The sequence below is a fragment of the Bradyrhizobium sp. ISRA436 genome, assembly GCF_029910015.1.
Lineage (GTDB): Bacteria > Pseudomonadota > Alphaproteobacteria > Rhizobiales > Xanthobacteraceae > Bradyrhizobium.
The window spans coordinates 1,727,018-1,743,538 of record NZ_CP094519.1 but is presented as its reverse complement, the minus strand read 5'-3'; the positions used below and the strand labels follow the sequence as shown (position 1 = coordinate 1,743,538).

Annotated in this window: 17 protein-coding genes and 2 tRNA genes; 11 read left to right on the top strand and 8 right to left on the bottom strand. The window is 63.7% G+C overall.

Going from position 1 to position 16,521, the window contains the following annotated elements; all coding sequences use genetic code 11:
- The first annotated feature begins 11 nt into the window (after positions 1–11).
- On the top strand, positions 12–1,202 hold the full coding sequence (locus MTX23_RS08345) for an ABC transporter substrate-binding protein (protein ID WP_280976149.1): 1,191 nt from the start codon (positions 12–14) through the stop codon (positions 1,200–1,202).
- A gap of 68 nt (positions 1,203–1,270) precedes the next feature.
- Here the strand turns inward: MTX23_RS08345 and MTX23_RS08340 are convergent, their stop codons facing one another.
- Complete coding sequence (locus MTX23_RS08340; RefSeq protein WP_280976147.1) at positions 1,271–2,239, bottom strand: TAXI family TRAP transporter solute-binding subunit; 969 nt, start codon at positions 2,237–2,239, stop codon at positions 1,271–1,273.
- Positions 2,240–2,385: 146 nt separating this feature from the next.
- Here MTX23_RS08340 and MTX23_RS08335 point away from each other — a divergent pair, with 146 nt between their 5' ends.
- Positions 2,386–3,330 carry a tripartite tricarboxylate transporter substrate binding protein gene (locus tag MTX23_RS08335; protein ID WP_280978004.1) on the top strand — a complete coding sequence of 315 codons (945 nt, stop codon included), beginning with the start codon at positions 2,386–2,388 and terminating at the stop codon, positions 3,328–3,330.
- A gap of 743 nt (positions 3,331–4,073) precedes the next feature.
- A tRNA-Ile gene (locus MTX23_RS08330) sits at positions 4,074–4,149 on the top strand.
- Between the two features lie 14 nt (positions 4,150–4,163).
- On the opposite strand, the gene MTX23_RS08325 is transcribed toward MTX23_RS08330, so the two are convergent.
- Positions 4,164–5,411, bottom strand: a complete 1,248-nt coding sequence (locus MTX23_RS08325; protein WP_280976145.1) for a site-specific integrase — start codon at positions 5,409–5,411, stop codon at positions 4,164–4,166.
- 980 nt (positions 5,412–6,391) lie between these two features.
- On the opposite strand from MTX23_RS08325, the gene MTX23_RS08320 reads away from it, so the two are divergent.
- The gene (locus tag MTX23_RS08320; RefSeq protein WP_280976143.1) at positions 6,392–7,657 is read left to right on the top strand and encodes a hypothetical protein; all 1,266 of its coding nucleotides are present in this window, start codon (positions 6,392–6,394) and stop codon (positions 7,655–7,657) included.
- A gap of 253 nt (positions 7,658–7,910) precedes the next feature.
- Here MTX23_RS08320 and MTX23_RS08315 read toward each other — a convergent pair.
- A tRNA-Pro gene (locus tag MTX23_RS08315) sits at positions 7,911–7,987 on the bottom strand.
- Between the two features lie 69 nt (positions 7,988–8,056).
- Here MTX23_RS08315 and MTX23_RS08310 point away from each other — a divergent pair.
- The 4 genes from MTX23_RS08310 to MTX23_RS08295 all read left to right on the top strand — a co-directional run bounded on the left by MTX23_RS08310 (position 8,057) and on the right by MTX23_RS08295 (position 11,649).
- Complete coding sequence (locus tag MTX23_RS08310) at positions 8,057–9,049, top strand: L-threonylcarbamoyladenylate synthase (protein ID WP_280976142.1); 993 nt, start codon at positions 8,057–8,059, stop codon at positions 9,047–9,049.
- Between the two features lie 113 nt (positions 9,050–9,162).
- The gene (locus MTX23_RS08305) at positions 9,163–10,590 is read left to right on the top strand and encodes an FAD-binding oxidoreductase (RefSeq protein ID WP_280976141.1); all 1,428 of its coding nucleotides are present in this window, start codon (positions 9,163–9,165) and stop codon (positions 10,588–10,590) included.
- Between the two features lie 14 nt (positions 10,591–10,604).
- Complete coding sequence (locus MTX23_RS08300) at positions 10,605–11,048, top strand: GNAT family acetyltransferase (protein ID WP_280976139.1); 444 nt, start codon at positions 10,605–10,607, stop codon at positions 11,046–11,048.
- A 19-nt stretch (positions 11,049–11,067) separates the two neighbouring features.
- Complete coding sequence (locus MTX23_RS08295) at positions 11,068–11,649, top strand: GDP-mannose pyrophosphatase (RefSeq protein WP_280976138.1); 582 nt, start codon at positions 11,068–11,070, stop codon at positions 11,647–11,649.
- A 65-nt stretch (positions 11,650–11,714) separates the two neighbouring features.
- Here the strand turns inward: MTX23_RS08295 and MTX23_RS08290 are convergent, their stop codons facing one another.
- Positions 11,715–12,155, bottom strand: a complete 441-nt coding sequence (locus MTX23_RS08290; RefSeq protein ID WP_280976137.1) for a hypothetical protein — start codon at positions 12,153–12,155, stop codon at positions 11,715–11,717.
- A gap of 174 nt (positions 12,156–12,329) precedes the next feature.
- Positions 12,330–12,803 carry a hypothetical protein gene (locus MTX23_RS08285; protein ID WP_280976136.1) on the bottom strand — a complete coding sequence of 158 codons (474 nt, stop codon included), beginning with the start codon at positions 12,801–12,803 and terminating at the stop codon, positions 12,330–12,332.
- A gap of 119 nt (positions 12,804–12,922) precedes the next feature.
- Between MTX23_RS08285 and MTX23_RS08280 the strand changes: the two genes are divergently transcribed.
- The gene (locus MTX23_RS08280; RefSeq protein WP_280976135.1) at positions 12,923–13,690 is read left to right on the top strand and encodes an SDR family oxidoreductase; all 768 of its coding nucleotides are present in this window, start codon (positions 12,923–12,925) and stop codon (positions 13,688–13,690) included.
- Positions 13,691–13,865: 175 nt separating this feature from the next.
- Positions 13,866–14,132 carry a helix-turn-helix domain-containing protein gene (locus MTX23_RS08275; protein ID WP_280976134.1) on the top strand — a complete coding sequence of 89 codons (267 nt, stop codon included), beginning with the start codon at positions 13,866–13,868 and terminating at the stop codon, positions 14,130–14,132.
- A 4-nt stretch (positions 14,133–14,136) separates the two neighbouring features.
- Here the strand turns inward: MTX23_RS08275 and MTX23_RS08270 are convergent, their stop codons facing one another.
- Positions 14,137–15,129, bottom strand: coding sequence for a hypothetical protein (locus tag MTX23_RS08270; protein WP_280976133.1), 993 nt, complete (start codon positions 15,127–15,129; stop codon positions 14,137–14,139).
- 129 nt (positions 15,130–15,258) lie between these two features.
- On the opposite strand from MTX23_RS08270, the gene MTX23_RS08265 reads away from it, so the two are divergent.
- A complete protein-coding gene (locus tag MTX23_RS08265) occupies positions 15,259–15,786 on the top strand; it encodes a collagen-like protein (protein ID WP_280976132.1) in 528 nt (175 codons plus the stop codon).
- Between the two features lie 12 nt (positions 15,787–15,798).
- On the opposite strand, the gene MTX23_RS08260 is transcribed toward MTX23_RS08265, so the two are convergent.
- Complete coding sequence (locus MTX23_RS08260; RefSeq protein ID WP_280976131.1) at positions 15,799–16,203, bottom strand: hypothetical protein; 405 nt, start codon at positions 16,201–16,203, stop codon at positions 15,799–15,801.
- A 17-nt stretch (positions 16,204–16,220) separates the two neighbouring features.
- On the bottom strand, positions 16,221–16,487 hold the full coding sequence (locus tag MTX23_RS08255; protein ID WP_280976130.1) for a DUF2277 domain-containing protein: 267 nt from the start codon (positions 16,485–16,487) through the stop codon (positions 16,221–16,223).
- Positions 16,488–16,521 lie beyond the last annotated feature (34 nt).

Sequence of the window (16,521 nt, the reverse complement as noted above, 5' to 3'; positions counted from 1 at the left end):
GAAGACTATCCATGTTCGGGACGCTCGCAGCCGCGCTGCTGGCCTCCTCGGCCGCGATGGCGCAGATTTCCGATGACGTGGTCAAGATCGGTGTGCTCACCGACATGAACGGCCCTGCCTCGACCCCGACGGGACAAGGCTCCGTCACCGCCGCGCAGATGGCGGTCGACGATTTCGGCGGCAAGGTGCTGGGCAAGCCTGTTACGGTGATCGTCGGCGACCATCAGCTCAAGCCCGACATCGGCGCGACCATCGCCCGGCGCTGGTACGATGTCGACCAGGTCGATCTCATCGTCGACGTGCCGGTGTCGGCGGTCGGGCTCGCGGTGCAGAACATCGCCAACGAGAAGAAGAAGCTGTTCATCGCGCACTCGACCGGCGCGACCGATTTCCACGGCAAGTTCTGCTCGCCCTACGCGATACAATGGGTGTTCGACACTAGGGCCCTCGCGGTCGGCACCGCCAGGGAAGTAGTGAAGCGCGGCGGCGACAGCTGGTTTTTCATAACCGACGACTACGCGTTCGGCCACTCGCTGGAGAAGGACGCTTCCGCCGTGGTGACGAAGAACGGCGGCAAGGTGCTGGGCGCGGTGCGGCCGCCCTTTGCCACCCCCGATCTGTCGTCCTTCATCCTGCAGGCGCAGGCGTCGAAGGCGAAGATCATCGGGATTGCCGGCGGGCCGCCGAACAACACCAACGAGATCAAGACCGCGGGCGAGTTCGGCGTCTTCGCCGGCGGGCAGCAGATGGCGGCGCTGCTGGCCCTGATCACCGACGTCCACTCGATCGGCCTCTCTGCCGCGCAGGGGCTGTTGCTGACCACGTCGTTCTACTGGGACATGGACGACAAGACCCGCGAATGGTCGAAGCGCTATTTCGCCAAGATGAACCGGATGCCGACGATGTGGCAGGCCGGGGTCTACTCTTCGGTCATGCACTATCTCAACGCCATCAAGGAGAGCGGCACCGACGATCCGCTCAAGGTCGCCGCCAAGATGCGCGAGAAGCCGATCGAGGATTTCTTCGCCCGCAACGGCAAGCTGCGCGAGGACAATCTAATGGTGCACGACCTCTGGCTGGTGCAGGTCAAGACGCCCAAGGAATCGAAATATCCGTGGGACTATTACAAGATCCTGGCGAAGATTTCGGGCGACGACGCGTTCGGCCCGCCGGACCCGGCCTGCCCGCTGATCAAGAAGTGAGCGAGTGGCGAATGGCGAGCAGCGAATGGATGTCGCGATTCGCTAGTCGCCACTCACCATTCGCCCCTCTACTTCACCAGCCCGACCTCGCGGAAATATCTGAGCACGCCGGGGTGGATCAGGTTGATATCAGGCGCGGCGGCGACGGTGTTCGCCGCCGTGGTCTCGCAGGCCTGCGCGAGCTTCTTGCAGAAGGTCGCCTCAATCCCGTGCAGCGTCTTCGCGAGGCGATAGGCGACGTCATCGGGCAGGCTCTCGCGCACGAGGATGTAGCTCCAGGACCCGACCGAGGCGATCGGCTCGAGCTGCTTCGGATAGCTGCCCGCCGGAACCGTCAGCGGCTTCAGGAAGGCGTGCTTGGCGCGGATGCGCGCAATCTCGTCCGCACTTGGCGCGATGAAGCGCGCGCCGCCCGCGCTCTCGGCCATTTTGGTGAAGCCGGGCCAGCCGATGCCGGCGCCCCACAGCGCAGCGGCGCGGCCGTCCTCCACCATCGCCGGGCCGTCGCCGGCGCGATCGAGATAGATCGACTTGAAGTCCTCGTCCTGCTTCAGCCCGATGCCGTCGAGGATGTAGCGCGACAGGATCGGCAGGCCCGAGCCCCTGGCGCCGAAGGCCACGGGCTGACCGACCAGATCCCGGATCGTCTTGTAGGGGCTGTCGGCGCGAACCACGAACATGCCCGGACTCGAATACATCGCGGTGAGGATCTTCAGCTTCGTTGCCGGCGGCCGCCCGATTCCCATGAAGGCCTCATAGGACGGCTCACCCGCAACAGTCGCAATATCGATCGTACCGGCCTCGAGCAGCGGGATGTTCTCGTTGGATCCCTTGGTGTTGCGCGGCTCGATCGACAGCGTCGGGTCGGCGGCGTTCATCACCTCGGCGAAGGCGTTGCCATAGAGCGGGAAGCCACCGCCCGGCGTCGCGGTGCCGAAATGGATCGTGGTCTTCGACATGGCTTTGCCCCCTTCTTGCGCGCCCGCGCCGGCCGCGAACAGCAACACGGCGGCGAAAATCATGACAGCGAATTTCATGTCAGGCCTCAAGCAGCATTCGATGCAGGGCCAACCATCGTCGCACGGCCGATGTCCGTAGGCAAAGGCAGCGTTTTGTGAAACCATGACGGCAACGCTCACAAGAAAATGACGGGAGAAACAATGATCCGGTTTGCGCGCGCCGCCTGCTTGGTTTGACCTGCTGCCTTGCCTCTGTCGTCCCCTCCTCCGCCTCCGATTATCCGAACCGGCCGGTGCGCTGGCTGATCGGCTTTGCCGCCGGCGGCCCGGTGGACATCGTCGCGCGCATCATGGGCCAGTGGCTGTCGGATCATTTCGGCCAGCAATTCGTGGTCGAGAACCGCGCCGGCTCCGGCGGTAATATCGCAGCGGCGGCGGCGATCAACTCGCCGGCGGACGGCTACACGCTCTTGTTCGTCGCGCCCAACAACGCGATCTCGACCTCGCTCTACAAGAAGCTGCCCTACGACTTCCTGCGCGACACCACGCCGGTCGCGAGCATCATGCAGCTCACCAACATGCTGGTGGTCACCAACGCGCTGCCGGTGAAGACCGTCCAGGAGTTGATCGATTACTGCAAGGCCAATCCGGGCAAGCTCGCCTATGCCTCGTCCGGAAACGGCACCTCGGTGCACATGTCGGCCGAGCTGTTCAAGGCGATGACCAAGTGCGACATGCAGCACGTGCCCTATCGCGGATCCGCGATCGCGTTTCCCGACATCATCTCCAACAAGGTGCAGCTGATCTTCGACAATTTGCCGTCGGCGCTGGAACAGTCGCGCGGCGGCAGCGTCCGCGCGCTCGGCGTCACTTCGCCGCAGCGCTGGCCCGGCGTGGCCGACGTGCCGGCGATCGCCGAGACGGTGCCGGGCTTCGAGGCGGTCGGCTTCTACGGCATTTCCGCGCCGAAGGGCACGCCGCCGGAGATCGTCGATGTCCTCAACAAGGCGGTGGGCGAAGCGTTGAAGGACCCCAAGCTCGCGGCGCGCCTCGCCGAGGCCGGCGGCATTCCGAAGCCGATGACCCCGGCCGAATTCGGCAAGCTGGTGGCCGACGAGACGGACAAATGGCGCAAGGTGGTGGAGTTCGCCGGCGTCTCGGTCGATTGAACCACGGTCTTTCGAGAAGAGAGCGGATTGCATCCGGTCGATCATCAGTCGGCCAGCACTCCGCGCTCCCGCGACATGATGTGTCCGAGCTTTGCATCGTCATTGTCCCTCGCTGCAAGGCAGAGGGCGCAGGGAAGACCGGGTGCCGATTGCACCCATGGGCCCTGTGCAACTAAAAAGCACAGGGGTAGGACCACAGGTGAAACCGGAAACAACCCGGCCTTCCCTGCGCGATGGTTTTACGGCTTACTTCGTGCTCTCCCCGGCGAGACTTGGCTTTTTTGTCACCGTCTTCGCAAAGACACGTTCCGCGTGCTTAGCGAGGAGACACCTGCCACTGGGGCGTCGGAACCACACGACTTCACCGTCCGCTTCATGCGCACTCGTCAGTTGCGCACTCCGCGTCCACCGCATCTCACCGCAACACTCGTGACGATCGCGACGCGCCCCTCAATCGGGTGAGACGAGCGGATTCAAACCACTGATTTGCCCGATGAGGGAAGCGGAATATTTTCCGTCCAGGGACTGGACAGCCCAAATCGGCTTGAGATCATTTAGGAATTTCGATTTCTTGCGCATGGGTTTAAAGCCCGAAATTGAGGCTTCGACAATCAGGACGGGGCGGAAGCGGTGCAGTTGGCCGATACCTCAACAGAGCGCGGAGCGGCATTGCCGGAACGCCACTCACCCTGTAAACGGAGCCCGCACCGTTGCCGGCCGCCCCGTGCGACCCGCAGGCGGCGGGGCCTGTAGCTCAATGGTTAGAGCCGGCCGCTCATAACGGTCTGGTTGCAGGTTCGAGTCCTGCCGGGCCCACCAATGAAATCAACTCCTTATTGGATCTTGTTTGGCCGAAGCGGGATAACCGCACCAGAAACCGCACCAGATACGTGCGCATTTCGTTCGCTGTGCTCATGCATGGCGATCTTCTCGACGGCGTCGGAGAGATAATCTGGGTGATGATGACCGTAGGTGTTCAGCAGGACGTCAAGTGACATTCCGAGATAGCCAGCTGCCTGCCACGGATCTGCGCCCCTCTGCATCAGCCAAGTCGCCGCCGTGTGTCGCAAGGTATGAGGAGATATTCCGGGACCAAGCCCCGCAAGCTTGACGGCGCTCTTGAATGCGGTTTTGACCGAGGCCACCGGCCTGCCGTTGAACTCAACGAAGTGCCTTGCGTCTGGATCAATGCGGTGCCAACGCCGCAAGTGGGTGAGCAAGCGCGAGGGGATCGGGACCGTCGGTTGCCGCTTGTTGGTTTTCGCGCTGCCCTGCTTCTGACGGTAGTAGCGTCCGCGCTCCAGGTCGACATAAGAACGACCGACCGCTGGGATTGGTGATGCCGCGGCTATGGCTCCAGCCCGCGTCCCGCTGTAGATGCCCAAGAGTATGAAGCGAGCAAGATGTCGCAGCGGACGCTTGCGCGTCGGGGCCTTCACATCCTCCATCGGTCGGCGCGAATTCTTTTGCCGTTCGCGATAGCGCCAGCAAGTCCAAATCAGCTTGGCCGCGTCGCTGCGTGTCAACCACTTGTCGCGCGGCTCACCCTTCTCCGGCAACGAGACCTTGACGATTTCCCTGTGGTATCCTTCGGCTGCATGGTGACCAACAGCGGCACGCAGATCCTCAAGATCTCGGCGCGCGCCGCCCTTTCTGCGGCATTTCTTGTATGAGCGGCATGCCTCTCCGTTTACTTCGCCAAGCATTTTTGCGCCCCACCACTCGTTCAATCGCTCGATGCGCTTCTTGAACTTGCGGATAGCGGGAATGGAATCTTCGTTTTCGCCATCGACGTTAAAGCGATCGCGAAGCTTTTCAAGCTGCGCATCTAAGTAAATCGACAGAACATCCGCGACCGGAATATCGTCGATGTGCCGTATTCGTCGCTCCGGCGTGTACTTAGACGCTAAGTATTCCTCTAATTTCCTTTCCGCAGCCGCAATCTCATCTGCAGCGCAGCCTGTGCCGACATCCCGGCCGTTGTCTCTGATAATCCAGGTAGCTTGGTGGGTGATCTTTCCGCTTTTGTCTCGGCGGGCGGCCTTGAGCTGGAGCCTGGCGCCCTTGCTTCGTCGCGGCATAGCTCTCGCATCCGTTCAATGTGAGCCAGAGTGGTAAATTCCTTGCCGGCAATCTTCTCAACTAGCAGTCGGTTACGATCGCGCTCACGTCGCAGGCCGGCGACCGTCATTCCGCCCATAGGGAATGCGATCTTCACGGCATCAGCAAGGCGAAGCGGGGTATCTGGCGTAATTTCCGATTGCGTTCGATCTCTCATCGACGCCTGCGCGGTTCTTCAGCGGCAAAGCCGCACTTGTTGAATTATGGTCCTCCCAATCCTGCGAAGGAAGCCGACGTTCCCCATTATCGCACAGTGCCGTGTAACCTCGTACAATTGGCCAGATAGCTTCAAGACCACCGTCCGGGAAGTTGGCGCTTGGACACCCGAGCGGGTAGCCACGGCTTCGCGCGCTTCGGTGACACGACTGAGAAACGTTTTGTACGTTTCGGACGTTGCCATCGAGATTTCCCCATACATTTCGAAGTTACCGTCGTCGACCCTGATCGATGATTGCGCAAGATAAGCAATCTGCTGCGGCACGATCGAACATCGACACCGGTCGTGTCGTGCGTCTTGAGGACGCCCGCCGCTAATTTATGCCGCGAACGCGTCGATCCCTTATCAAATTGTCCGATTTGCACCTCGCAGCCGCCAATTGCCGCACTAGCCGAGGGAAAGGCTTCCCGAAACGCAGAATTCACATACACCTTGAACTAACGGCGGAGCCGAAGGGCTCGCTAATCCATGAGCACCCTGTCCAAGCATGCCGAAGCATAAAGTCGACAAGCTCGCCCGCGCAAAAGCGCGGCCCAATCCCGCCCAATGGGACGAGGACGAAGTGATGACGCTTGTGGAGGCTGTTGCCGTGTTCTTTCCACACGGACCGTTGACGTTATCGTCCTTGCGCAAGGCCACGGCTGTAGGGACTCTTGAAATCGCCAAAGTAGCAGGGAAGGATCTGACGACCCCTCGTGCCATCCGCAAAATGGTCAAACCATCATGCCGGGCCGCAAAGCCAAACCGCCGCGACTCTGGCTGCGAGAAGACGAAGGATGCTGGGTCATCCTCGATCAATCGGGCGGAAAGCGACGGCAGATCCGCACAGGCTGCTGCCGCGATGACACTGATGGAGCAGCGCAAGCGCTGGAAAAATACATCGGCTCGCGCCACACGTTCGCAATTGGGGCGACCGACCCTCGTATCCTCTCGATAGCGGATATCCTGACCTTTTATGAGACGTTGAAACGACCCCGGTCGCAGGACTCCCGGAAACTCGCAGACCATGAGCTATTGCTCATTCGCTTGCTCGATCTGAACGCATTTTTCGGTGCGAAGAAGATCTCAGAGCTTAAGGCGCAGCTCTGCCGGGACTTTGTCGACTGGTCGACCGGCGCTCCGAACCAGAACAATAGAGCGGCCGGTATTACACCGCGCGCCGGAACTGTCTCGGATCAAACGGCGCGGCGGCGGCTAGAAGATCTGCGTGCCGCGATTAACGCCTACCATGCCGAGCACACGCTTAGCATCGTGCCAAAGGTTACGTTGCCGCCAAAGGCAGACGGCCGGCAGCGTTGGCTAACGCGAAACGAGGCCGCTCGTCTATTCGGTGCAGCGATGGGCTACGTTTGGGATGTCGCGCGTGGTCACTGGAAGAGCACTCTGAACGGGCGCCTGATCCGCCGTGAGCGCTGGATCATCAATCGGCGTCGGCCGGCAGCACGCTTTATTCTCATCGGGCTGTACAGCGCCAGGCGAGAGGAGACGATCCGCCGGACACAATGGATGGCGACCACTACGCATCCATGGTTGAACCTCAATGCCATGATCTATCAGGGTCGAGGCAGCGACGAACAAGCCACCAAGAAGCGGCGTCCTCCAACAAAAATTGCCAATCGACTACGACCACATTTGGTGCGCTGGCGTTCTATCGACGCGCGGCGTTCGGCCAAACTGCGCGCGGCGGGGCTGATGAAGGATGGCGAGGAAATCCGCTTCGTCGTCAACCGCATGCATGACGGCCAGCCTCTCGCTGGAAAGATCCGCTCCGCCTGGGAGGGAATCCTTGAGGATGCAGGGCTTGGCGATGAAGTCGTGCGGCACTCGCTCCGACATACCGCGGCTACGTGGCAAATGCAGGCAGGTACCGATCTGTGGGAAGCCGCTGGATGGCTTGGTATGACCGTCGAGCAGCTCGAGCAAAACTACGGCCATCATCATCCAGACTTCCAAGAGGAAGCGGCAGAGGCTTTCGGGGGACGCCGCTAGCTCAACATTCGAGCTTCGACCTCAAGCGTCGACACGCGCGTCGCGGGCCTCCCGCCACCGAATGCCGATTATCACGACTAAGAGTTCCCGGACGTCGCCCCCACACCTCAAGGGGCGAGGACCGCCACCCTGATGATACTGCCAGCACCAGAAAGAATGGCATCAAATGGCCGCGCAACGGTGTAAGATGACCCAATTCGTTGCGCATTTCGTTGCGCCATCAGACCGGCGAAACTATAAGCCATTGAAAGAATGGTCGGAGTGGCAGGATTCGAACCTGCGACCCCTGCGTCCCGAACGCAGTGCTCTACCGGGCTGAGCCACACTCCGACTAAGAGGCCCGGCTTATAGCGTTGGGTTTCAGGGACTGCAAGATACCCGATTGAGGATTTGGTCACAGTGGATACAGGCCTGAAAACGCTCGTTTTGCCCGCCGGCTCCGCCGCCACCGCGACGGCTGCGGGGGTGTTGGCCGAGGGCGGCCTGGTGGCCTTCCCGACCGAGACCGTCTACGGCCTTGGCGCCGATGCCGGCAACGCGGCCGCGATCGCATGCCTTTACCAGGCCAAGGGCCGGCCGGCCTTCAATCCGCTGATCGCCCACGTCGCCGATCTCGCTGCCGCCCGGCGGATCGCCCTGTTCGACGGGCAGGCCTTGCGGCTTGCGGAAGCCTTCTGGCCCGGCCCGCTGACCCTGGTGCTGCCAAAGGCCCTGTCCTGCCCGGTGGCGGAGCTGGCTACCGCCGGCCTCGAAACTGTCGCGATCCGTGTCCCGGCCCACAAGGTGGCGCGCGAGATCATCAAGACCTTCGGCGGTGCCGTGGTGGCCCCCTCGGCCAATCTCTCCGGTCATGTCTCGCCGACCACGGCCGAGCATGTGAACAGCGACCTCGCCGGCCGTATCGACCTGATCGTCGATGGCGGGCCGGTCGAGGTCGGGGTTGAATCGACCATCGTCGGCTGCTTCTCGGATCCAGTGCTGCTGCGGCCCGGCGGCCTGCCCCGCGCCGAGATCGAGCGCGTGCTCGGCCATCCCCTGCAATCGCCGCCGCCGGGCGCGGAGGGCGACGACGGCCAGCCGGTGGCGCCCGGCATGCTCGCCTCGCACTACGCGCCGCGCACGCCGGTCCGGCTCAATGCCAGCGACGTCCACGTCGGCGAAGCACTGCTCGCGTTCGGGTCCGCCAAGATCGCGCGGGCCGGATTCGCCTCCGTCGTGATGAACCTGTCCGAGCGCGGCGATCTCGCCGAGGCCGCCGCCAATCTTTTCGGCTATCTTCGCGCGCTCGACACAAAAAACGCCGATGCAATCGCGGTGATGCCGATTCCGGACGACGGCCTCGGCGAAGCCATCAACGACCGGCTGCGCCGCGCGGCCGTCGGCCGGGCATGATCCGAACAAGGAACCGCCGTTCGGACAGCCCCCGCTCAGCCAAGGAGATCAGCGCGTGATGCGGTTGCCGCAATGGCATCATGCTCGACATCGGGAGTGAAAGACCAAGAACAATGAATATCGTCCAGCCTGCCATGCCCCCGCTTCCGCCCGACCTGATCCAGAAATTCCGCGCCATCGTCGGCGAGAAATATGCGGTGACCGATGCCGCCGATATCGCGCCCTACCTCACCGAGGAGCGCAACCTGTTCCAGGGCCGCTCGCCGCTGGTGCTGCGCCCGGGCTCGACCGCCGAGGTCTCCGCAATCTGCAAGCTCGCGACCGAGCACCGGATCGCGCTGGTGCCGCAGGGCGGCAACACCGGCCTGGTCGGCGGCCAGACGCCGCACAATGGCGAAGTGGTCGTCTCGATGCGGCGCATGGACAAGATCCGCGACATCGACACTGAATCCAACACCATGACCTGCGAGGCCGGCGTGGTGCTGCAAGTCGCGCAGCGGAAGGCCGGCGAGGTCGACCGGCTGTTTCCGCTCTCGCTCGGCGCCGAAGGCAGTTGCACGATCGGCGGCAACCTCTCGACCAATGCCGGCGGCACCGCGGCGCTGGCCTACGGCGTCGCGCGCGAGATGGCGCTTGGCCTCGAGGTCGTGCTGGCGGACGGCCGCGTGCTGAACGCGCTGTCAAAGCTGAAGAAGGACAACACCGGCTACGACCTGCGCAACCTCTTCATCGGCGCCGAAGGCACGCTCGGCATCATCACCGCGGCGACGCTGAAGCTGTTCCCGAGGCCGCGTGCAGTCGAGACCGCCTATGTCGGCTTGAAGTCGCCGGAAGCCGCATTGAAGCTGCTGTCGATCTCGCGCAACGAGGCGGCGGGCGCTCTGACCAGCTTCGAACTGCTCGGCGACATCGCGGTCGATTTTTCGATCCGCCACGGCATCGACATCCGCGATCCCTTGACGAGCAAGCATCCCTGGTACGTGCTGATGGAGCTGTCGTCCTCGCGTGACGACGCCCGCGACACGCTGGAAGCGATCCTCACCAAAGGCATGGAAGACGGCATCGTCGACGACGCCGTCATCGCCGCGAATCTGAGCCAGCGCCAGGCCTTCTGGAAACTGCGCGACGAGATGTCGGCGGCGCAGAAGCCCGAGGGCGGCTCGATCAAGCACGACATCTCGGTGCCGGTCGCCGCCGTCCCCGCCTTTATCGAAGAGGCCAACGCCGCCGTGGTGAAGCTGATCCCGGGGTCGCGGCCGGTGCCGTTCGGCCATCTCGGCGACGGCAACATCCACTACAATGTCAGCCAGCCTATCGGCGGCAATGCCGCCGACTTCCTGGCGCGCTGGCACGACGTCAACGCCGTGGTGTTCGAAATCGTGCTGCGCTTGGGCGGCTCGATCTCGGCCGAGCACGGCATCGGCGTGCTCAAGCGCGACGAGCTTCCGGACGTGAAGGACAAGGTCGCGATCGAGCTGATGCGTTCCATCAAGGCGATGCTCGATCCGCTCGGCATCATGAATCCCGGCAAAGTGCTGTGACTGCGTGTGCGACCATGCCCTCTCCCGCCCTGTCCATTGCTCCGATCACCGATCACGACATCGCCGACGTCGTTGCGCTGTGGCAGGCTTGCCGCCTGACGCGGCCGTGGAACGATCCCACAGCCGACATCGCGCTGGCGCGGCGCGGGTCGAATTCGGCCGTGCTGGTCGGTCGCGCCGGCGGCGCGATCGTGGCGACCGCGATGGTCGGTCACGACGGGCATCGCGGCTGGGTCTATTACGTGGCTGTCGATCCCGGCCGGCAGGGCAAGGGCCTTGGCCGCACCATGATGACGGCGGCGGAAGACTGGCTGCGCGAGGCCGGCGTGCCGAAGCTGCAACTGCTGGTCCGGCGCGAGAACGCCAAAGCGGGCGCATTCTACCAATCGCTCGGCTACGAACAATCAACGTCGGTGATGCTGGCCAAATGGCTCGACGGCCGCGAAGCGACGACGTGAACGAGATCCGGATCCACGCATGAGCATATCCGACCGCGTTCGCGTCAAGGAGGTCCGCGTCCTCTCCAAGGCGCGCTACCTGCTCACGAGCGCGACGTTCGACTACCGCCGCGCCAATGGCGAATGGCAGACCCAGGTGCGCGAGGTCTACGACCGCGGCAATGGCGCGGTGCTGCTGCCTTACAATCTGAAGACCCGCACCGTCGTGCTGGTGCGGCAATTCCGCTACCCCGCCTTCGCCAACGGCTATGACGACCTGCTGATCGAGGCCGCCGCTGGCATGCTCGACGACGCTGCGCCGGAGCTACGCATTCGCGCCGAGGCGGAGGAAGAGATCGGCTACCGGCTCGCGCACGTGCGCAAGGTGTTCGAGGCGTTCATGACGCCCGGCGCGGTGACCGAGAAGCTGCATTTCTTCGTCGCCGAATACGATGCCGCGATGCGCGCCGGCGACGGCGGCGGGCTCGCCGACGAGGGCGAGGACATCGAGGTGCTGGAGCTATCGATCGACGAGGCGCTCGCCATGATCAGCGACGGCCGTATCGTCGACGCCAAGACCATCATGCTGCTGCAATATGCAGCGCTGCATCTGTTCAGGTGAATGCCGAGCCGTCCCGTCGCGTGGCGGGACGACATCACGCAAGATGCGCCGATGAGCGCGGCGCGCTACTGCATCGTGATCGCAAGGCCGCTCAGATCGGCGTTCGCCATCAGGCCCACTTGCTGGCCGGTCAGTTCGAGCACGGCGCCCTTCTGGTTGGTGAGCACGATCGCGCGGGCGCCGCGGCCAAGCGCCAGCCCCGCGCCCGCCGCGCCATAGACGCCGGCGACGTCGGAGGGACGATTGATGTTGCTGACACGGCCGCGCAGCACGGTCTTCGAGCCGCCGAACACCAGGCCGTAGTCGAGCCCGCCGGTGGAGAGCGCATAGGTGCGGCCGCGGAACGTCAAGGTGCCGCTGCCGCCGGAACCGCCGATGATCCATCCGGCCTTGTAGATCGTGAGTCTGATGAAGCCGCTATCGGCTTGGGCGGCAGAGGACAAGGCGGCGCCTGCGAACGCCGTCAGTGCGACCAGCGCAGCACGAAGGGCGGATGACAATCTCATTGTGCGGTCTCCCCGAAGTTTGCTCACGTCGCGACGCGGATACGAATCGCGGCGCACCGACTGTAGCAAGCGCGCGTCGCGGCGCAATTTGGCACGGCGGCCGAGAATGCCCGGGCGGGCGTACGGCAATGCCGCGACGCCCGTCCGTGTGCTGTCCGGCATGGCGATGCCGCGTCAATGATGCTTGATCAGCGCGTCGCGCGCGGCGGCCAGTTCGAGGAACGCCGCGCCGTTGCCGCCGCCATCGGGATGCACCGTCTTGGCGGCGCGCTTGAAGGCCTGATGGATCTCGGTCGCTGCCAGGCGCCGACCGAGCGGCAGGCCGAGCAATTGCCGATACTGGTCTTCCAGCGTCAGCATCTTCGGCGCGAGGCCGCGCCGGCCGAACTGCGGCGCGGACAGCCTGTGCAGCGCATCGCTGATGATGCCAAGGCGGCGTCGCGCCATCTCCTTGGTGCGGCGATCGGCCGATCTTGCGGCCGCGCGGCGCAGGATCGGCAGCACCTGTGCGGCCGCCTGTCGCAGCGTCTCGTCGATATCGGTTGCGGCGAGCTCGGCCACCATCCGGGCCATCTCGCCGTAGTCGGGATCGGGCGCCGCGCGGAAGCGCTCGATCGCAAGTCTCCACTGTCTGATATGCGGGTCCATGTTCGGGTCCGTGCTGTCATCCGAATCTGGATGACAGCAACGCACAAACACGGCTTGGCGTTTCCATTGCCGCAGTTTTGAATAGTGTTGTCGACAACCCACAACAAACGAGGAACGCCATGCCCCTACTCGACAATCACATTGCCGTCGTCACTGGTGCGGGCTCCGGCATCGGGCGCGCGATCGCCGTGGGCTACGGACGCGAGGGCGCGCGCGTCGTGCTGCTCGACATGAACGGCGACGCCGTGGCCGCGGCGGCAAAGGAAATCCGCGGCGCCGGCGGCAAGGCGGAGAGCTTCGCGCTCGACGTCACCGATCGCGACGCCTGCATCGCGATGGCAAGGCAGGTGGCCGACAAGGTCGGGCCGGTCTCCATCCTGGTCAACAATGCCGGCATCGCCCGCCGCAACGGCATGCTCGGCACGGACGAGGCCGTGATCAAGGATTGGGAAGACATCATCTCGATCAATCTCACCGGCGTCTTCAACGTGACCCATGCCTTCCTTGCGCCGCTGCGCAAGAACAAGGGGCGCATCGTCAATATCGGTTCGATCCAGTCCTTCGTGCATCTGCGCACGCCGAGCTCGCCCGCCTATACCGCTTCCAAGCACGGCGTGCTCGGCTTCACCAAGGCGCTCGCCGCCGAGCTCGGCAAGGACGGCGTGCGCGTCAATGCGATCGGCCCGGGGTTCATCGAGACACCGCTGAACGAGAAGGTGCGCGCCACCAATCCGGATCTGGTTAAGGTGTTCATGGATCACACGCCGCTCGGCCGCGCCGGCAAGCCGGAAGACATTGTGGGGCCCGCGATCTTCCTGGCCTCTGATATGTCGGCCTATGTCTCCGGGTCGATCGTGATGGTGGATGGCGGCTATCGGACACTGTGACGACGGGAACCCAATCGTGGCGATTTCGGGGTATTTGCGTTATAGTGCAGATGCTTAGTGGATATTAAGGAGTTGTTAACCAAACAGGCACAGCGTGAAATTACAGGCTTTGGGGTAGTTCGATTCTCGATGTTTCCGCTTCATCGGTGAGGCGGGCGTTGATCGGGAGGTGTCAATGTCCTACGCGTCCACCCTGCCTGCGCCGGAAGCTGTGCTGCTGCCGTCGCTGGCCCCAAATGAAATCGTGCCACTGCTGATCGGTGCGACCGTCGACGAGGTCGAACGGGAGCTCGTGCTGCAGACGCTGGCGCGCTGCGACGGCAACCGCACCCGCGCCGCGCGCGTGCTCGGGCTGTCGGTCCGGACCTTGCGGAACAAGATACGCGAGTATTCCGCCGACGGCATCGTCGTGCCGCCGCACGCCGATCACGGCGGCGGCTAGCGGCTCAGATCGGCAGGTCGATCGCAAGGCGCCGCCAGCGCGACAGCAGCGGGCTGTCGTCGGGACCGAGATAGCTTGCGAGGCTCATTTCGGTTGCCGCGGTCTGTTGCAGCGTCTGCGCGGTCAGCGCGACCGCATAGTCCCAATAGTCGCGCCGGTCGCATGGATCCTCCGCGACCAGCGACTTTGCGAGGATCTCGACATAGATCGCGGTCACGGCCTTCCGCCAGAGTTCGCGAGCGTTGGTCGCTGCGCGCGGCCCGTCGCTCCGCGCGTGCCACATCAGCCAGTAGTTCTCTTCCGCACCGGCCCAGGCCGACGGCGGTAACGTCGGATCGAGACACGGCGAGCGGCACCGCAGCGGCTTCCTCATACGCGCATCGCAGAAGAAGGAATAGCCGAGCTTGTGATACCAGCTCACGCGAAGAAATTTGCGGATCTCAGCCTGCTCATGCGCCTCCAGCAATCGACCGCCCGAACGTTCGAGATCGGCGATGATTGCCTCCACCCTGTCACGATCGAACGGTTCGACTTCCAGCACCACGCCGACATTGCGCGGAAACAATTCGTCGAGCATGTCGATCATCTCGCGATAAAACATCCGCGCCAGGCCGCCGCCCCGCCACGCCTTCTGTACGCCGACATAGTTGCAAAAGATCAGATTGCTTGCGTGATCGCAGGTGAAGAAGCCGAGCCCGATCGCCCGCTCGGCGGCGCGCAGAATGAAGAAGCGCGAGTCGAGGCAATACGACATCTCCTGACCGTCGAGAGTGAAGGACCGCGGCTCGCCGACATCATCTGATAGCACCCAGTGCACGATATCGTCCGAATCGTCGCGCTCGCTCGCGGGAAACAGCTCTTCATAGAGATCGAGGACGCCAGTACCGCGCAAGGTCTCCTCGTCAAGCAGGTCGTGCCGCGCGACCACGATATCGAGCGTCGGCAACCGTGCAGGTCCGCCTGCAGCCTCGCCACGCGTGTCATTCAGAATCCGCAACGCGCCCTCCATCGTCACCAACACATCGAATTATGACTGTTGATCGCTTGCATCAGCATTGGCCGCCAGAATTGAAGCTGTCATCCAACCTCTGTTACAAGCAGCCTGAAATCTTGACGGAGCATATCAGTGGCTGACGACGCAACTTCCCGCCAGGGGCTGCGGGGACCGCAGGGGCCGCAAGGCCGTCAGGGCGAGCCGGGACGTCCGGGTCCACAGGGCCATCCGGGGCGGCCGGGGCCGGAAGGCCCGCGCGGCAAGCCGGGTCCCCAGGGAAAGGCTGGGCCGGTCGGCAAGGCAGGCCCGCAGGGCAAGCCCGGGACGCCGGGCAAGGCGGGCCCGCAAGGCGCCCGCGGCGAGCCTGGTCCGCAAGGCCCGCAGGGTCCCGCGGGGCCGCGCGGCGAAGCCGGACCGCCCGGGCAGTTGCCGTCAATCGACCAAGTGATGCCATGGCTGCACATGATCTTCGACGCCTGGGAAGACTACAAGCGCGCCAAGGAGCGCGAAGCGGCCGAGCAGGCCGAGCGCGACGCAGCCGAACGCGCAGCCGCGGAGGCGATCGCCCTTGACGTCGACCCCGGCGATTACGACGAAGATGATGACGACGACGATGATCACAAGAAAAAGAAGAAGCACCGCAAGAAGGACAAGAAGTAACCCTTCTTGTCCTTAGCTGCGCGGGCACTCCTTGTAGCCGAACCGGTCGATGATCATCGCGCCCGGGATCGCGTGGAATTCCAGCGTATCCATGTAGTGATGCGCAAGCACGTATTGCCGTAGCGCGGGCTTGTAGGCATTCAGCATCCGCTGGGTCGACGTCGCATTGATGTTGCGCTGGCGGTCGTGGCCGGCGTGAAACAACAGCGTCGCGCTGCGCTCGACGCAGACATTGCGCAGCCCGAGGAATAGCGTGCAGTTCGACTGACAATGTCCCTTGATGCGGAATAGCTCGCGCGTAGCGTTGGCCCGGTCTGTCTCGGGCTGGAATTTGCCGATCCAGCCGCCCATGCCGTAGCCCTCGGACGTGCCCGCGCAAGCGGCCGACGACACCAGCGCAACGACCGTGACCTGCATCACGGAATGTCGGGGCCTCAGCCGAACCGCAAACGGGAGCGCTCCCTCGCCTTTTCAGCCTCGACCTCGCGGTCGCGCGCCGGCGCCGTGGTCTGCAACGAGATCAGGAGTTTTCGCGCCGCCTCGGAGACCTCGGACACGGCAAGATTGAACGCGGCCTCATTCGCCTGCGACGGCTTGTTGAAGCCGGACAATTTGCGCACGAACTGCAGCGCTGAGGCGTGGATCTCCTCCTCCGTGGCGGGCGGCTCGAAGTTGAACAGTGTCTTGATGTTGCGGCACATGATGGTCTCCCTCGCCCCCGGATGAGGGGGCGGC